The sequence below is a fragment of the Isoptericola sp. NPDC058082 genome (assembly GCF_042885055.1).
Classification (GTDB): domain Bacteria; phylum Actinomycetota; class Actinomycetes; order Actinomycetales; family Cellulomonadaceae; genus Isoptericola.
The window spans coordinates 1-15,795 of record NZ_JBHVSQ010000011.1; the positions used below are offsets into that span (position 1 = coordinate 1).

The following is a 15,795-nucleotide window of genomic DNA, read 5'->3' on the forward strand; positions in this document are numbered from 1 at the left end:
CCCTCGTGCCGGCGGCCGCGCTCGCCACGCTGGCGGCGCTCGGCGCGCTCGCGGTCGCCGCCCTCGGGACGGCGTCGGCCCTGGTGGCGGCCGTGCTGCTCGTCGCGGTGGCAGGCGTGGCGCTCGCGGCCCGGTTCGACCTGGACCGCGGCGTGCACCGGACCGGCGTCGTGCGCGCCTCCGGCCCGCTGCTCGCCGTCGCGCCGGTCGCGGCGACGGCAGCCGTCGTCGGGCCCGCGGCGCTCGCGCTCGCCGCGCCCGCGGCGGTGCTGCACGGGCTGACGTGGCCCGTCCTCGGGGCGTTCGCCGCCGTCCTCGCGGCGCAGGCCGTGAGCTGGCGCGTTCTGGTGCGCCCGCTCGGGCCGCGCACCGCGGTCTTCCTCTGAGCGTCGCCGCCGAGCACTTCCTCCGAGCACTTCCTCCGAGCGCTTCCTCCGAGCGCAGTCCTGACGCGGTCGTGACGCCGGGGCAACACCGCGGAAACGGGCGGCGCGCAGCATGAGAGGAGCGGCCGCCCGGGCCGCGCGAAGGAGGCCCCCATGGCTGTCACGATGCCCGTCCCCACGCCCGTCCCGGCCCCGTCGCGGGCGGTCCTGCCCTCGCCGCACTCCGCGACCGCCCCCGGAGCGGGCCGTCGCGCCAACCCCGGCGACCGCCTCACGGTCGACCCCGACGACCGCCGTCGGCGCGCCCGCACCGCGCTGCTGGAGCTGGCCGTCGCACGCTCCGTCGAACGCCGCCGGACGGTCTGAACGGTGGTCCGGGCGGGGGCCTGAGCAGGGCCTGCGCAGCGGGGTCGCGCACGGGTCGCCGGGCGCGGGGGCCAGGCTTAGGTTCGAGAGGTGGCCCGACGACGCGGCGCCCGCCCGGACGCCTACACGTTCGACCTCGACGTGGACGGCGTGGCGCCGGACGACGCCGAGGACGGCGCAGCCGCGCCGGTCGTCCGAGCCACCCGGAGCGCCGGGCCCAGGAGCCCGCTCCTCATCGACCTCGACCCCGACGACGTCGACGACGGTCTCGACGAGCCCCCACCGCCGTCCGGCGCCGGCGCGGAGCCGCTCACGTGGCGCCGTGCGCTGGGCCGCGCGCGCGACGCCCTGCGTGGCCGCCGGCTGGTGGTCGCGGTGGTGGTGGTCGCGGCGGTGCTCGCGGTGATGGTCGTCGACACGGTGGGCGACCGGGGCCGTCTCGCCGCGCTGCGCGCCGCGCCCGGCGGCGTGCTGGACCTGAGCGCCGAGCCGCGCGAGGTGTGGCGGGTCGAGGCGGAGGGCAGCGTGCCGGGCGGGCTCATGGCGGTGGCCGGCGGGCTGGTGGTGGCGCAGCACCGGGACGCGCTCTTCGGCCTGGACGTCGAGACGGGCGAGCGGCGCTGGCGGGTGGGGCTCCCGCCCGGCGCGAGCTCGTGCGGGCCGGGGATGCAGGTGTGGTCGGGCGGCGCCGAGACGGACACCGCGGACCGGATCGTGTGCGTGACGGCGACGCTCTCCGACGGCGGTGCCTCGGAGGGCGACATGGTGCGGCGCAGCACGGTGACCGTGATCGCCGCCGACGGCACCGTGGAGGGCACGCGGGAGGTGGAGGGGTCCCCGGCCGAGCTGTACCCGGGCGGCGACGGCTCGCTGGTCTCCGTCGAGTGGGTGGGCGACGCGTCGCCCGTGGACCCGCGGGTCGCCGACGACGTCGTGGCCGGCACCGCCGACGCGGGGGACATCGCGGACGGCTACGACCTGCGGGTCCGGGTCGAGGACGCGGTCACGGGGGAGCGGCGCTGGCAGCAGACGGTCCCGTTCGACGGGACGGTGGACCCGTCGCTGTGCGTGCGGTGGTCGGACGACGGCACGACGTCCGGGGTGGACCTGCGCGGCGGCGTCCAGACGGTGGTCACCGACCGCCTGCTGTGGCTCGGCGGGTGCGGCATCGACGCGTGGTTCACTCCCGACGGCGCCCGCCTGGACCGGTCCGCGGACCCCGGGACGTTCGAGGGGTTCTCCGTGGAGTCGCTGACCGGCGGCGGCTACGTGGTGCGGACGGACGCCGACGCCCTGCGCGCCGACAGCCCCACCGCGACCGACCGCATCCTGCGCGACGACGGCAGCGAGGTGCGCGAGGTGCGCGGGCGGTACCTCGTGCCGCTGAGCACGGACGGCGGCGGCGACGGCGTGCACCTCGCGCGGCGCGGCGAGGCGACCGTGGCGACCTCCGACGACGGGACGGAGCTCTGGCGGACCGACGTCCGCAGCACCACCGTGCTGGTGCGGACCGCGCAGGTGGCGGTGGTGGTCGACGAAGGCCGGCGCGTGTACGGCGTGGACCTCGGCACGGGGGACGTGCTGTGGGTGCGGCCCGACCTCGTGGACGGGCTCGACGCGATGGGGGCGTACGGGCCGCGGTTCGTCGACGCGGCGTTCACCGACGGACGGCTGGCCGCGTTCGTGGTGCCGGACTACGCCCGAGGCGACGTCGTGCACTGGGTAGCGCTCGACGCCACCTCGGGTCGTCAGCTGTGGCAGGTCGAGCTCGGCGGCGACGGCTGGGGGGTCCAGCTCGCGGTCGCCGGCCGGCTCGTCCGCTGGTCACCGACCGAGATCGTCGGCCTCGGCTGACGGGTCGTCGTCGGCGTCGACGTCGGGGGCGGTGTCGTCCGCGAGCACGAGGTAGACCTCGCGCCGCGCCTTGTCGAGCACCGCGGCCGCGGCCTCGGCCTGCGCCCGGGTGCCCGCGCGGGCGACCTGCTCGACGGCGCCGCCCAGGGCGCGCATCGCGTGGTGCAGCTCGTGGCCCTGGCGTCGCGGGTCCTCCGCGACCTTCTGCCACGGGGTGCCGAGCTCCTCGCGGTGCTCCTCGACGTAGGCGCGGCCGGTGTCGGTGAGCGACGCGAGACGGCGCCCGCCGTCGTCCGCCACCGCGACGAGGCCCTCGTCCTGGAGCTGGGAGATGGCCGGGTAGACGGCGCCCGGGCTGGGGCGCCAGCGGCCGTCGGTGCGCTCGGCGAGCTCGGTGATCACCTGGTAGCCGTGCATGGGCTGCTCGGCGAGCAGCAGCAGCAGGGCGGCGCGGATCTCACCGCGTCCGGCCCGGCGGCCGCCGCCCCGGTGGCCGCGCGGGCCGAAGCCGGGGCCGAAGCCCGGGCCGGGAGGGAACCCGGGGCCGAAGCCCCCGGGGCCGGGGAAGTCGCCCCGCCGGCGGCGGTCGCCGCGCGGGCCGGGCTGACGGTCGAAGGGGTGCCGGTCGAAGGACCGGGGGTCGTAGGTGCGGGGGTCGAAAGAGCTGTCTCGGGGGGTACGCATGAGCGGTGTCCTCACTGGTTCGGGATTCTGAGGTGGGTGTCGGCCGGGGAGCGCCTGCGGCGTCTCTACCTCAACTGGCGACGTATCTAAGATAGGACGCGATATATCGTTACGCAAGACCGGAAGAGTGTGACCTGGGTCACTCTGATTCCGGTTCGGTGACGGCCGCGGGAGAACGTTCGGGCGGGCGCTTACGTTGTTCGGCATGGACGTCCTCCTCTTCGGCGTGCTCGCGGCGGTCGTCGTCATCGCCGTCACCGCGCTGGCACCCCGGGCCGGGGTCGCCGCACCGCTGGTCCTGGTGCTGATCGGCGTCGCCGTGAGCTTCCTGCCCGTCGTGCCGGCCATCCCGATCAACCCCGAGGTGATCCTGGTCGGGGTGCTGCCCGCGCTGCTCTACGCCTCGGCGGCGTCGTTCCCGTCCATGGACTTCCGGCGCGACTTCACGGCGATCGGCGGGATGGCCGTGCTGCTCGTGGTCATCTCCGCGGTGCTGCTCGGGTTCGTCTTCTCGTGGGTGATCCCCGGGATCGACCTCGCCGCCGGCATCGCGCTCGGCGCCATCGTCAGCCCCACGGACGCCGTCGCGACGTCGATCATCAAGAAGCTCGGGGCACCGCAGCGCGTCGTCGTCATGCTCGAGGGCGAGGGGCTGCTCAACGACGCCACGTCGCTGGTGCTGCTGCGCTCCGCCATCGCCGCGACGGCGGCCAGCGTCAGCCTCTGGGGCGTGGTCGGCAGCTTCCTCAAGGCCGTGCTGCTCGCCGTGCTCATCGGCGTGATCGTCGGCCGCCTGGGCCTGTGGGTGCGCGAGCGACTGGGGAACGCGGCGCTCGCCACGGCGGTGTCGTTCGTGGTGCCGTTCGCGGCCTACCTGCCCGCGGAGGAGCTGGACGCGTCGGGCATCGTGGCGGCCGTGGCGGCCGGCCTCGTCACCAGCACGCTCTCCGCGCGCCACCTCAGTCCCCAGGACCGGGTGGCGGAACGCATGAACTGGCGGACGATCGAGACCCTGCTCGAGGGCGGCCTGTTCCTCGCCATGGGGCTTGAGGTGTTCGGGCTGGTCCAGGACGTGCGGGAGGCGCACGGGTCGCTCTGGACGGCGGTCGGCGTCGCTGCCCTCGCCGCCGTGGGCGTCATCGCGCTGCGGGCGCTGTTCGTGCTCCCGCTGCTGCGCTACCTCGCCGCGCGGCGCCGCCGGGCCGAGCAGGTCCGCGAGACGCTCGACCGGATGGAGCGGAAGGTCTCCGCGAGGCTCGACGAGTTCACCGACCCGAACGGGATCATCACGCCCGACGCCGCGAAGGCGCTGTCGGCCGTGTGGACGCAGGGCGACCAGCGCGTGTGGGAGGCCGGCAACCCGCGCCGCCAGGTCCGGCGGGTGCAGCGGCGGGTGCAGCTCGAGGCCGAGAAGCGGCGGGCCGCGGCCGCGGGCGGGCTGTCCGACGACCAGAAGGAGCGGATCCGGCAGCGCCGGTCGGACCGGATCGCGGAGTTCCGCCGCCGGTTCACGCGCCGCATCGCCGACGTCGACTACCTGCTCGCCGCGCCCCTCGGGCCCAAGGAGGGCGTGGTCATCGTGTGGGCGGGGATGCGCGGCGTCGTCACGCTGGCGGCCGCGCAGACGCTCCCGTCGGACTTCCCGCAGCGGTCCCTGCTGATCCTCATCGCGTTCGGCGTCGCCGCGGGCACCCTGCTGGTGCAGGGCGGCACGCTGCCCTGGGTGGTGCGCCGGCTGGGGCTGTCGGGCGTCACGTCGTCGCGGTTCGACGAGGGCACGCAGGGGCTGCGCGAGATCGTCGACGGCACCGCCCGCGACATGCTCGACGACCCCGAGCTGCGCCGCAAGGACGGGACCCCGTACGCGCCGTACGTCGTGGAGCGCGTGCGGACCGTCGTCGTGCGCGAGCAGGCCGACCAGGACGAGGAGGAGGCGACGCCCGAGGAGCTGTCCACCCAGTTCTTCGAGCTGCGCCTCGCGACCATCGCCGCGCAGCGCAAGGCCCTGCTCGAGGCCCGAGCCCTGGGCACGTTCGACTCGGACCTGCTGAGCAGGGCCCTGGACCAGCTCGACGCCGACCAGATCGCCGTCGAGATGCGCGGGCATCTCGACGGCTGACCCGGCCGGCTGACCCGGCCGGCTGATCCGGCCGGCTGATCTGGTCAGGACGACGAGATCTCGCTGCGCGCCGTCCGCCACAGGCCGCCGGCCAGGGGCGCGACCACCCAGAGGAGCGTCGCGGTGGCGAGGTGCGCCCACCCCGCGCCGTCCGGCCACACGGTGCTGGTCAGCGGCATCGCCGCGGTGGTCAGGTCGATCCACGGCAGCACGTCCGCCATCCCGGGGACCAGACCGCCGAGGAGGTTGAAGAGGGTGGGCGCGAGGAACAGGGTCACGATCGCGCCCGGGGTGCTGCGCAGCACCAGGCCGAAGCCGACGCCCTGCGCCATGTAGAGCACCGTCGTGATCGCCAGGCCGCCGACGAGTGCTCCGGTGGCGTCCCAGGCGGGCGTGGCGTCGCGGAACGCGACCACCAGGACGTGGGCGAGCGCGGCGAGCCCGACGGCGAGGACGAGGAGCGCGACGCCGGAACCGATCGCGCCGACCACCTTGGCCAGCCCGACGCGCGTGCGGCGGGGTTCGAGCGTGAACGTCACCAGGGCGGTCCGCTGGGACCACTCCGACGTCGCGGCGAGCACGCCGACGATGGGCAGGAGCATCGCCATCGGCGTGGTCGTGCCGACGACGAAGGCGGCGAACGAGTGGTTGCCGCCGTTCACGGCCATCATCACGGCGAGCACGCCGGCGGTGACGATCGCGATGACGGCGAGCATCCAGCGGCCCGCGCGGGTGTCGAGCTGCTTGCGCCACTCGACGAGCGTGAGGGTCGCGAAGGACACGGGGCGGAGGTCGGCGCCCGGACGGTTCGTGCGGCTCGCGCGGGTGGCGCGGGTCGGGGTCGCGGTGGTCATGCCGACACCTCCATACGGGTCTGCTCGCGGGCGTCGTCGGCGGTCAGCTCGAGGAAGAGGTCCTCGAGGCCGCGGGAGTCGGCGGCGCGCAGCTCGGCGAGCACGACGCCCGCGGCGGCGGCCGCGCGGCCGACGTCGATGGGCTCGGCCTCGACAGACAGCCCGCCGGTGGCGAGCTCCTCGACACCCGCACCGCCCTGGCGCAGGGCGAGGGCGAGCGCGCCGTCGTCGGTGGAGCGGACGAACGTGCCCGCCTGGCGCAGCAGGTCGTCCTTGTGGCCCTCGGCGACCACGCGGCCGCGGCCGATGACGACGATCCGGTCGGCGACCGCCTCCATCTCGCGCAGCAGGTGCGACGAGAGCAGCACGGTGCCGCCCCGGGAGGCGAAGTCGTCCAGCAGGTCGCGCATCCAGCGGATGCCGGCGGGGTCGAGCCCGTTGGCCGGCTCGTCGAGGATCAGCACCTCGGGGTCGCCGAGCAGCGCGGACGCGAGCCCGAGCCGCTGCCGCATGCCGAGGGAGTACTGGCCCACGCGGCGGGCGGCCTCCCGCCCGGTGAGGCCCACCAGGTCGAGCGTGGTGTCAATGCGGCGGCGGTCGACGCCGGTCATGAGCGCGGCGAGGGTGAGGACCTCGCGCCCGGTGCGGCCGGAGTGCTGGGCGGCGGCGTCGAGCAGCACGCCCACGCGCCGGCCGGGGTTGGCGAGCGCCGTGAACGGCTTGCCGAGCACGCGGGCGGAGCCCGACGTGGCGGGCGTGAGGCCGCAGATCATGCGCATCGTCGTGGACTTTCCGGCGCCGTTGGGGCCGAGGAAGCCCGTCACGTGACCGGGCTCGACGGTGAACGACACGTCGTCCACGGCCACGGCCGGCCCATATCTCTTGGTCAGGTGCTCCACGGTGATCATGGCTCCACCCTGCCCGGGCGCGGGCGGGCGCCGCGTCCGGCGAGGGGATGGTTCGTGTCCTCCTTCCGGAGGATGCGGCGGCGACCACCGGCGGATGCCCGCGGCCCCGCGGCTGCCTAGGCTCGACGTCGTGCCGACCGCCCCTGCCCGTCCGTCCCGAGCCCGCCGCGTCTGGGGCGAGACGTGGCGCGTGCTGGTGGCCCTCCTGGCCGGCCTGACGGTGATGGTCCTCGTCGCGTGGGAGGTGGACACCGGGCAGCGGGAGATGACCGACGGGCAGTGGGCGCTGGACTTCGTCGTCGGCCTGGTGGGTCTGGCGCTGCTGCCCCTGCGCCGCAGGGCACCCCTGACGATCGCCCTGGTGCTGAGCGCCGCCGCGACGGTCTCGTCCCTGGTGGTCGGCGCCGAGACCATCGCGGTGATCTCCCTGGCCACGACCCGGCGCTGGTGGAAGGTCGCCGTGGTCGGCGTGGTGTTCGTGGCCGCGGGTCGCGTGCACAGCTCGCTGCACCCCTACGTCACGCCGGAGTCGTACGACCGGTGGATCGAGATCGTCGGCGGCGCGGTCATGTACGCCCTGTTCGTCTGGATCGGCGCGTACATCGGCCTGCGCCGGGAGCACCTCGCGTCGTTGCAGGAGCGGGCCGAGACGGCCGAGCGGGAGCAGGTGAGCCGGGTGGCGCAGGCGAGGACGGCGGAGCGGACCCGCATCGCGCGGGAGATGCACGACGTGCTGGCCCACCGCATCTCGCTCGTCGCGATGCACGCGGGCGCCCTGGCCTACCGCACCGACCTGCCGCCGGAGAAGGTCGCGGAGACCGCGGGCGTGGTCCGGGACAACGCGCACGCCGCCCTGGCCGAGCTGCGGGAGGTGCTGGGCGTGCTGCGCGACCCGCTCGCCGGGGACGCGCCGCCGGAGCCGCCGCAGCCGTCGCTGGCCGACCTCGCCGACCTCTTCGCCGAGGCCCGCGCGAACGGGGCCGACGTCCGGGTCGACGGGCCGGTCGACGACCTGGCGGAGCGCACGGGCGGGCTCGGGGAGGCGGTCAGCCGGCACGCGTACCGGATCGTGCAGGAGGGGCTGACGAACGCGCGCAAGCACGCCCCCTGGGCGCCGGTGTCCGTGTCGGTGGCGGGCGCGCCGGGCGAGGGGCTGGCGATCGTCGTGCGCAACCCGGTGCGCAGCGTCGGGCCGATGCCCGAGGCGCCCGCGCCGCCGCCGTCGGGCCTCGGCCTGGTGGGGCTCACGGAACGGGTGGAGCTCGTCGGCGGTCGCCTGACGTACGGCACGACGGCGGACCCGGCGTCGCGCGACGGGCGCGCCGCGGCGTTCGTGCTGGAGGCCTGGCTACCGTGGGCGGCATGAGGTGGACGGCATGAGGTGGACGGCATGAGCGAGAAGACGCGCGTGGTGCTGGTCGACGACGACGCGCTGGTGCGCTCCGGGCTCACGCTCATCCTGGGCGGCGACGCGGACCTGGAGGTCGTCGCGACGGCGTCGGACGGGCTCGAGGCGCTGGACGTCGTGGCGCGCGAGCGGCCCGACGTCGTCCTCATGGACATCCGCATGCCGCGCCTGGACGGCATCGAGGCGACGCGCCGGCTCCGGTCGGTCCCCGACGCCCGGGTCATCGTGCTCACCACGTTCGACGCGGACGACATGATCGTCGAGGCCCTGCGCGCGGGCGCGGCAGGGTTCCTGCTCAAGGACACCCCTCCCGATCGCCTGGTCGCCGCCGTCCGGGCGGCCGCGGCGGGGGAACCGACGCTCTCGCCGCGCGTCGCGGAGCAGCTCATCGCCCAGGTCACCGACCGCTCCGCCCCCGACGGTCGCCGGGCCGCCGCCGCGCGGCTGGAGACGCTGACCGGCCGCGAGCGCGACGTCGCCCTCGCCGTCGCGCGCGGGCTGTCCAACGCCGAGGTCGCCGCCGAGCTCTACATGAGCGTCCCGACCGTGAAGACGCACGTGTCGCGCATCCTCACCAAGCTGGACGCCGCCAACCGCGTGCAGGCCGCGATCGTCGTGCACGACGCCGGGCTCGCCGCCGGCTGAGCGGCTCCCGCCCGACCTGCGTCAGCGTGTCGCACGTCGGCGCGTCGTCACGCCGTGACCCTGGCGTGGCGTGGTCGAGGTCGAGGTCGAGGTCGAGGTCGAGGTCGAGGCCGGGGGCCGGTGAGGTGGGAGGTGGCGTGGTGGTGCTGTCACCAGGGCGAGCGGGACAGAGGAGCCTCCGTGAGCAGGTCGGAGACCCGGCACCCGTAGAGGACGGCGATCCGCCCGATCTCGTCGAGCGACCACGGCACCTGACCCGTGTACCGGGCGGAGTTCGCCGAGCGTGAGTGCCCGAGCGCCATCGCGAGATCCTGCTGCAGCATCCCTCGCCGCGCGGTCTCGTACCGGACCGCCCCGGCCGCGACGGCGGCGATGTCGGGGTCGACGTCCGGGTCCGTGGGCGGGCTCCCGTAGGTGCTCACGTCACCGATGCTGGCGGACCCCGGCGTCCGTGATCGCCCGTCGTGCACAGGCCTCAGGCGGCCAGGCGCTCCCGCAGCCACGCGATGTCGGGGCCCATGTCGCCGTGCGTCTCGCACACCACGGGCGCGCCGGCCGCGGCGACCACGCCGACGAGCAGCTCGGGCGGGATGTTCCCGTCACCGAAGTGCGCGTGGCGGTCGGCGCCGGAGCCCGCCGTGTCGCGGGAGTCGTTGGCGTGCACCAGGTCGATGCGGCCGGTGATCGCGCGGATGTCGTCGACCGCCGTGGCGAGGTCGATGCCGCCCGCCCACGCGTGGCAGGTGTCGAGGGTGAAGCCGACGTTCTCGGCGCCGTTCGCCCGCATCACCGCGGCCCAGAGCATCTCCAGCCGGTCGAGGCGGCGGGCCATGGAGAAGTCGCCGCCGGCGGTGTTCTCGATGAGCACGGGCACGTCGGTCTCGAGCGCGTCGATCGCCTTGCGCCAGTTGTCGAAGCCGACGTCCGGGTCGTCCTTCGCGGTGACGTGCCCGCCGTGCACGACGACGCCCTTCGCCCCGATCTCGCCGGCACCGGTCATGATCTGCTGGAGCAGCTTGCGGCTGGGGATGCGGATGCGGTTGTTGGTGGACGCCACGTTGATCACGTAGGGCGCGTGCACGAAGACGTCGATCCCCGCGGCCGCCGTCTCCTCGCGGAAGGCCTCGGCGCCGCCGGGATGGTCGAGCGGCGGCACCTTCCACGCCTGCGGGTCGGAGAGGAACGCCTGCGCCACCTCGGCCCCGATCTCCTTCGCCTGCGCGACGGCGTCGGACAGGTCGACGTGGGCCCCGATCTTCACGCTCATGCGCCCACCCTACGGATCGCGCCCGACAACGCCCGCTCGACAACGCCCGTCCGCCGCCGTCGTAGGCTGGCCCACCATGAGCACCACGCCGCCGCTCGCGTACGTCATCGCCGGGTCCGAGGCCACGGGAGGGGCCGGGATCCAGGCCGACCTCAAGACCTTCCAGCAGCTCGGCACCTACGGGGTGGGCACGCTGACCTGCATCGTCTCGTTCGACCCGAAGCACGACTGGGGCCACCGGTTCGTGCCCGTGGAGCCGCAGGTCATCGCGGACCAGTTCGAGGCCGCGACGTCCACCCACGCGCTGGACGTCGTGAAGATCGGGATGCTCGGCACGCCCGCGACCATCGACGTCGTGGCCCGCTCGCTGGAGACGCAGCCGTGGCGGCACGTCGTCCTCGACCCGGTGCTGATCTGCAAGGGGCAGGAGCCCGGCGCCGCGCTCGACACCGACACGGCGCTGCGCGAGCGCGTGCTGCCGCTGGCCACGGTCGTGACGCCCAACCTGTTCGAGGCCAAGACGCTCGCCGGCATGGACGACATCACGTCCGTCGAGGAGCTGACCGAGGCCGCGCGCCGCATCCACGCCCGCCTGGGCGACGGCCACGGCCGCCGGTACGTGGTCGCGAAGGGCGGCGTCGAGCTGGCCGGCCCGGACGCCGTCGACGTCCTGTTCGACGGCGACGAGGTCACCGTCTTCGCCACCCCCAAGGTGGGCGAGGAGCGCGTCTCCGGCGCCGGCTGCACGTTCGCCGCCGCCATCACCGCGGAGCTGGCCAAGGGCGCCGACGTGCCCGAGGCGGTCCGCGTCGCGAAGGACATGGTGACGCAGGGCATCGAGGCGCGGGTCGAGGCCCGCACGCCGTTCGACACCGTGTGGCAGGGCGCTTACGCCTCCTGAGGGCCTGAGGAAGGAGCCGCCGTGACCGTCGACGAGGACGTGCACGCGGGCGGGCACCGCACGCACGAGGTCACGAACCAGCCGCCGGAACGGGCGGACGTCAACGAGTACCTCGACTTCCCGGTGCTGCGCGACGCCGTGCACGCCTTCGGCGGCGGCTGGGGCGAGGAGCGGCTCGTCGAGGCGGGCGCGCACGTCGGGAGCGCGACCTTCCAGCGGTCCGCGGAGCTCGCGAACACCCACGAGCCGGTGCTGCGCACCCACGACCGCCGCGGGCGCCGGATCGACGAGGTCGAGTACCACCCCGCGTACCACGAGGTGATCGCCGCGGCCGTGGCGCGCGGAGCCCACACGAGCGCGTGGGCCGACCCCCGGCCGGGGGCGAACGTCGTCCGCGGCGCCCTGTTCTCCCTGTTCGGGCAGGTGGAGCCCGGGCACGCGTGCCCGGTGTCGATGACGCACGCGGCCGTGGCCAGCCTGCGGCACGCCCCCGACCTGGCGGCCCTGTGGGAGCCGCGGCTGCTCGCCACCGGGTACGACGGCGCGCTCGCCGCGCCCGGCACCAAGCCCGGCGCGCTCGTGGGCATGGCGATGACGGAGAAGCAGGGCGGCAGCGACGTGCGGGCGAACACGACCCGCGCGACGCCGGCCGGTGACGGCACGCACGTGCTCACCGGTCACAAGTGGTTCTGCTCGGCGCCGATGTCGGACGCGTTCCTCGTGCTCGCGCAGGCGCCGGACGGCCAGTCCTGCTTCCTCGTGCCGCGCGTGCTCGAGGACGGCACCCGCAACGTGCTCCGCCTCCAGCGGCTCAAGGACAAGCTCGGCAACCGGTCCAACGCGTCGGCGGAGATCGAGCTGGACGGCACCGTCGGCCACCTGGTGGGGGAGCCCGGCCGCGGCGTGCGCACCATCATCGAGATGGTGCAGCGCACCCGCCTCGACTGCGTGCACGGCAGCGCGGCCGGGATGCGCCAGGGCGTCGCGGAGGCGCTGTGGCAGGCGCGGCACCGGACGGCGTTCGGCGCTCGCCTCGTCGACCAGCCGGCGATGACGGCGGTACTCGCCGACCTCGCGCTCGAGTCCGAGGCCGCGACGCTCACCTCGATGCGGCTCGCGGCCGCGTACGACGCCGGGGCGGGGGACGAGGGCGACGACGGCGAGCGTGCGTTCCGCCGCCTGGCCACCGCCGTCGCGAAGTACTGGGTGTGCAAGCGCGGCCCGCAGCACGCCTACGAGGCGATGGAGTGCCTCGGCGGCAACGGCTACACCGAGGCGTTCCCGCTGGCCCGGCGCTATCGCGAGCAGCCGGTCATGGCGATCTGGGAGGGCTCGGGCAACGTCGTCGCGCTCGACGTGCTGCGCGCCATGACCCGCGAGCCCGGGTCGCTGGCCGCCGTCGACGCCGAGCTCGCGCTCGCGGCCGGCGCCCACCGGGACCTCGACGCCCACCTCACCGCGACCCGCGACCTGCTCGCCCGGCTCGCCGGCGCGGACCCCGCCGAGCAGCAGGCCTCCGCGCGCCGCGTCGTCGAGGCCCTCGCCGTCGGGCTGCAGGCGTCGCTCATGGTGCGGTACGCGCCGAGCACGGCGGCCGACGCGTTCGTCGCGGCCCGGCTCGGCGACGGCCGCGGCCACGGGTACGGCGTCCTGCCGCGCGGCACCGACGCCGCCGCGATCCTCCGGCGGCACGCCGCCCCGTGACGCGCGTCGCGGCGGCGGGTCAGTAGCCCCCGCCGTCCGAGCCGGCCATCGTGGTGATCTCGGAGCCGTCCGGCGCCACCACCCACCAGATGTCCTGCAGGCCCTGGCCGTCGACGTCGCCCGGCGCCGCGTCTCCCGCGTAGAGGTAGACGGGGCGGCCGTCGAGGGTCACCTGGGGCTCGCCGTCGTTGCCGGGGATCGTGCCGACCTCGGCCGTCACGCCCTGCACCTGCGGGGTGCCCTTGCCGGCGTGCACCGGCGGCCACGCGGCCAGGCACTCGCCCGTGCACGCGCTCTCGCCCGAGCCGGCCTTGTCCGGGGTGTAGTAGTAGACGGTCATGCCCTGGCCGTCGACGACGACCGTGCCCAGGCTGGTCTCGGCCGTGCTCAGCGCGGCGGTGCCCGCCGACCCGCCGTCGGACGACGAGCTCGGCGAGCTGCCCGCCGTGGCGCCCGTCGAGGTGTCGGTGGGGGTGCTCGCCCCGCCGCCGTAGCTGCCGCCCCCGCCGCCGCCGCACGCGGCCAGGGTGGTGGCGAGCGCCGCCGCCGCGGCGAGGGCGGCCAGTCGTGACCTCGTGGTGCGCATGATGACTCCTTCGGCTCGGACGCTCCGCTCTGGTGCTGCTGTGAGGGACGACGAGATCGCGGCGCCGCGGGTTCATCGGGGCGGCACGGGACGTGAACCTCGCGGGGGCCTGCCTCGTCGTGCGGGGTGGAGCCGCGCGGGCGGGCGCGGCCCGGGGCGGAGGGAGCGGTCGTGCGCCGACGGACGAAGGTGCTGATGGGGGCGGGAGCCGGGCTGGTCCTGCTCGGCGGCGCCGCCGTGCTCGTCGGGCCCGGTCTGTACGCCGACCACGCCAACCGCGCCGCGGCGGAGCCCCCGACGCTCTCCACGTCGGGGGCTCCGCTCGCCGACCCGGCCGGCCTCGACGGCACCTGGGTCGTGGCGTCCGGCTCGGAGGCCGGCTACCGGGTGCACGAGGTGCTGCGGGGCGAGGACGTGACCGTCACCGGACGGACGGAACAGGTGAGCGGCAGCGTGACGGTGGAGGGCGGGGAGCTGACGTCGGGCGACGTGACGGTCGACGTCGCGAGCATCCACACCGACGAGCCGCCGCGGGACGCGTACTTCCGTGGCAGCGTGATGGAGGTGGGGACGTTCCCGACCGCGGGCTTCACGGTCACCGAGCCGGTGCCGCTGGCCGCCGGCGCCACCGAGGTGGAGCTGCCGGGCGAGCTGACGGTGCACGGGGTGACGCGCGACGTCGTGGCCACGGCCCAGGTCGCGGCCGTCGGCGACGGCGTGCAGGTCGCAGCCAGCGTGCCGGTGACGTTCGCCGACTTCGACGTCGCGGCGCCGTCCCTCGGCTTCGTCCGCGTGGACCACGAGGGCGCCGTCGAGATCTCGCTGGTGCTGGAGCGGTCGTGAGGCCGCGCTCCCGCGCCGAGGAGGAGCTCCTCGAGGCCATCCACGCCGCGCACGCCCCGGACCTGCAGCGCTTCGTCGCGCGGCTGGTGCCCGACGGCGCCGACGCGCAGGACGTCGTGCAGGAGTCGCTGCTGCGCCTGTGGCGGCACCCGGAGGTGCTGGAGCGGCCGGAGGAGTCCGTGCGCGCCTGGCTGTTCACCGTGGCGCGCCACCTCGTGGTCGACCAGCTCCGCAGCGCGCGGCACGCCCGCGAGCGCGCCACCGGGCACCTGCCCGAGCAGCCCGAGCCCGACCGCACGCAGGCCGTCCTGGACGCCTGGCTCGTCGCGGACGCGCTCGCGGACCTGTCGGCCGAGCACCGCGCCGTCGTCGTGGGCGCCTACTACCGCGGGCGGTCGGTCGCCGAGCTGGCCGACGAGCTCGACGTCCCGCCCGGGACCGTGAAGTCCCGCATGCACTACGCCCTGCGCGCCCTGCGGCTCGCCCTGCAGGAGAAGGGAGTGACGCCATGACCGCGCCGACCGACCCGTACCGCGAGTGGGACGCCGCGTACGTGCTGGGCGCGCTGAGCCCGGCCGACCGGCGCGCCTACGAGGAGCACCTGGCCGGCTGCGACGCGTGCCGGGCGGCGGTCGCGGAGCTGGCCGGCGTGCCCGGGCTGCTCGCGTCCGTGCCCGCGGAGCACGCGCTCGCGACGGACCCGCGGGACACGGTCGCGGGCGGGGACGTGGGCGGGGACGGGAGCCACGGCGACCGGGCGGACGTCGTGCCCCTCGCGGCCCTGGCCGACGCGGCCCGGCGCTCGCGTCGGCGCCGGCGGTCGCTGGTCGCGGTCGCCGCGTCGGCGCTGCTGGTGGGCGGGGTCGGCGCCGGGCTGGCCCTCGGCGGCCCGGGGGAGGCCCCCGGCCCCGGCCCGGCCCCGTCGTCGCCCGTCGCGCAGTCCACGGCGGTGGAGCTCGAGCCGGTCGGCGCGGTCGACGTGCGGGCGTCGCTCAGCGCGACGGCCCGGCCGTGGGGCACGAGCCTGGAGTGGAGCTGCACCTACCCGCCGCGCCCGGGCGGCTACGACCCGGCGGGCGCGCCGACCTACGAGCTCGTCCTCGTGGACGACGACGGCGGCCGCACCGTCGCCGCGACCTGGACCGGGTCGGGGACGTCCTCCGCCGGCCTCGGCGCGGCGTCGTCCGTGCCGCTGGACCGCATCGCCCGCGTCGAGATCGCGCACGCGGGCGGCGAGACGCTGGCCGCCGCCGTGCTCTGACGGGCGCCG

General features: G+C 75.8%; 17 protein-coding genes. 11 read left to right on the forward strand and 6 right to left on the reverse strand.

Features of this window, described 5'->3' with window-relative positions:
- The 3 genes from ACFVS0_RS14960 to ACFVS0_RS14970 all read left to right on the forward strand — a co-directional run.
- Positions 1-386: hypothetical protein (locus tag ACFVS0_RS14960; RefSeq protein ID WP_430588392.1), on the forward strand; the 386-nt coding region annotated here is incomplete at its 5' end.
- Between the two features lie 153 nt (positions 387-539).
- Positions 540-752 carry a hypothetical protein gene (locus ACFVS0_RS14965; RefSeq protein ID WP_430549110.1) on the forward strand — a complete coding sequence of 71 codons (213 nt, stop codon included), beginning with the start codon at positions 540-542 and terminating at the stop codon, positions 750-752.
- A 90-nt stretch (positions 753-842) separates the two neighbouring features.
- Positions 843-2,606, forward strand: a complete 1,764-nt coding sequence (locus ACFVS0_RS14970; RefSeq protein ID WP_430588393.1) for a PQQ-binding-like beta-propeller repeat protein — start codon at positions 843-845, stop codon at positions 2,604-2,606.
- On the opposite strand, the gene ACFVS0_RS14975 is transcribed toward ACFVS0_RS14970, so the two are convergent.
- Positions 2,577-3,290, reverse strand: a complete 714-nt coding sequence (locus ACFVS0_RS14975) for a PadR family transcriptional regulator (protein WP_430549108.1) — start codon at positions 3,288-3,290, stop codon at positions 2,577-2,579. The two genes, ACFVS0_RS14970 and ACFVS0_RS14975, sit on opposite strands and share 30 nt — an antisense overlap.
- Before the next feature lie 205 nt (positions 3,291-3,495).
- Between ACFVS0_RS14975 and ACFVS0_RS14980 the strand changes: the two genes are divergently transcribed.
- Positions 3,496-5,409: a cation:proton antiporter gene (locus tag ACFVS0_RS14980; protein WP_430588394.1), complete on the forward strand. Its 1,914-nt coding sequence runs from the start codon at positions 3,496-3,498 to the stop codon at positions 5,407-5,409.
- Positions 5,410-5,453: 44 nt separating this feature from the next.
- Here the strand turns inward: ACFVS0_RS14980 and ACFVS0_RS14985 are convergent, their stop codons facing one another.
- Both ACFVS0_RS14985 and ACFVS0_RS14990 read right to left on the reverse strand, forming a co-directional pair.
- On the reverse strand, positions 5,454-6,263 hold the full coding sequence (locus tag ACFVS0_RS14985; RefSeq protein WP_430588395.1) for an ABC transporter permease: 810 nt from the start codon (positions 6,261-6,263) through the stop codon (positions 5,454-5,456).
- The gene (locus ACFVS0_RS14990; RefSeq protein ID WP_430549105.1) at positions 6,260-7,171 is read right to left on the reverse strand and encodes an ABC transporter ATP-binding protein; all 912 of its coding nucleotides are present in this window, start codon (positions 7,169-7,171) and stop codon (positions 6,260-6,262) included. The genes ACFVS0_RS14985 and ACFVS0_RS14990 overlap by 4 nt, the downstream gene beginning before the upstream one ends.
- A 130-nt stretch (positions 7,172-7,301) precedes the next feature.
- On the opposite strand from ACFVS0_RS14990, the gene ACFVS0_RS14995 reads away from it, so the two are divergent.
- Together ACFVS0_RS14995 and ACFVS0_RS15000 are read left to right on the forward strand one after the other, a co-directional pair.
- Complete coding sequence (locus ACFVS0_RS14995; RefSeq protein WP_430563502.1) at positions 7,302-8,537, forward strand: sensor histidine kinase; 1,236 nt, start codon at positions 7,302-7,304, stop codon at positions 8,535-8,537.
- A 24-nt stretch (positions 8,538-8,561) separates the two neighbouring features.
- Positions 8,562-9,224: a response regulator gene (locus tag ACFVS0_RS15000; protein WP_430563503.1), complete on the forward strand. Its 663-nt coding sequence runs from the start codon at positions 8,562-8,564 to the stop codon at positions 9,222-9,224.
- A 149-nt stretch (positions 9,225-9,373) separates the two neighbouring features.
- On the opposite strand, the gene ACFVS0_RS15005 is transcribed toward ACFVS0_RS15000, so the two are convergent.
- Together ACFVS0_RS15005 and ACFVS0_RS15010 are read right to left on the reverse strand one after the other, a co-directional pair.
- A complete protein-coding gene (locus ACFVS0_RS15005; RefSeq protein ID WP_430588396.1) occupies positions 9,374-9,646 on the reverse strand; it encodes a helix-turn-helix domain-containing protein in 273 nt (90 codons plus the stop codon).
- A gap of 53 nt (positions 9,647-9,699) precedes the next feature.
- Positions 9,700-10,491, reverse strand: a complete 792-nt coding sequence (locus tag ACFVS0_RS15010; protein ID WP_430588397.1) for a deoxyribonuclease IV — start codon at positions 10,489-10,491, stop codon at positions 9,700-9,702.
- 76 nt (positions 10,492-10,567) lie between these two features.
- Between ACFVS0_RS15010 and ACFVS0_RS15015 the strand changes: the two genes are divergently transcribed.
- Both ACFVS0_RS15015 and ACFVS0_RS15020 read left to right on the forward strand, forming a co-directional pair.
- Entirely contained in the window at positions 10,568-11,392 is an 825-nt protein-coding gene (locus tag ACFVS0_RS15015) for a hydroxymethylpyrimidine/phosphomethylpyrimidine kinase (protein WP_429763109.1), read from the forward strand.
- Positions 11,393-11,413: 21 nt separating this feature from the next.
- On the forward strand, positions 11,414-13,096 hold the full coding sequence (locus ACFVS0_RS15020) for an acyl-CoA dehydrogenase family protein (protein WP_430588398.1): 1,683 nt from the start codon (positions 11,414-11,416) through the stop codon (positions 13,094-13,096).
- A gap of 19 nt (positions 13,097-13,115) precedes the next feature.
- Here the strand turns inward: ACFVS0_RS15020 and ACFVS0_RS15025 are convergent, their stop codons facing one another.
- The gene (locus ACFVS0_RS15025; RefSeq protein ID WP_430588399.1) at positions 13,116-13,682 is read right to left on the reverse strand and encodes a hypothetical protein; all 567 of its coding nucleotides are present in this window, start codon (positions 13,680-13,682) and stop codon (positions 13,116-13,118) included.
- Positions 13,683-13,853: 171 nt separating this feature from the next.
- Here ACFVS0_RS15025 and ACFVS0_RS15030 point away from each other — a divergent pair, with 171 nt between their 5' ends.
- The 3 genes from ACFVS0_RS15030 to ACFVS0_RS15040 are packed head-to-tail and all read left to right on the forward strand — an operon-like array spanning position 13,854 to position 15,786.
- Positions 13,854-14,525 (forward strand): YceI family protein, encoded by a 672-nt coding sequence (locus ACFVS0_RS15030; RefSeq protein WP_430588400.1) that lies wholly within the window; start codon positions 13,854-13,856, stop codon positions 14,523-14,525.
- Positions 14,522-15,037 (forward strand): sigma-70 family RNA polymerase sigma factor, encoded by a 516-nt coding sequence (locus tag ACFVS0_RS15035; protein ID WP_430549097.1) that lies wholly within the window; start codon positions 14,522-14,524, stop codon positions 15,035-15,037. Before ACFVS0_RS15030 ends, ACFVS0_RS15035 begins: the two co-directional genes overlap by 4 nt.
- Entirely contained in the window at positions 15,034-15,786 is a 753-nt protein-coding gene (locus ACFVS0_RS15040) for an anti-sigma factor family protein (RefSeq protein WP_430588401.1), read from the forward strand. Before ACFVS0_RS15035 ends, ACFVS0_RS15040 begins: the two co-directional genes overlap by 4 nt.
- Positions 15,787-15,795: the final 9 nt, after the last annotated feature.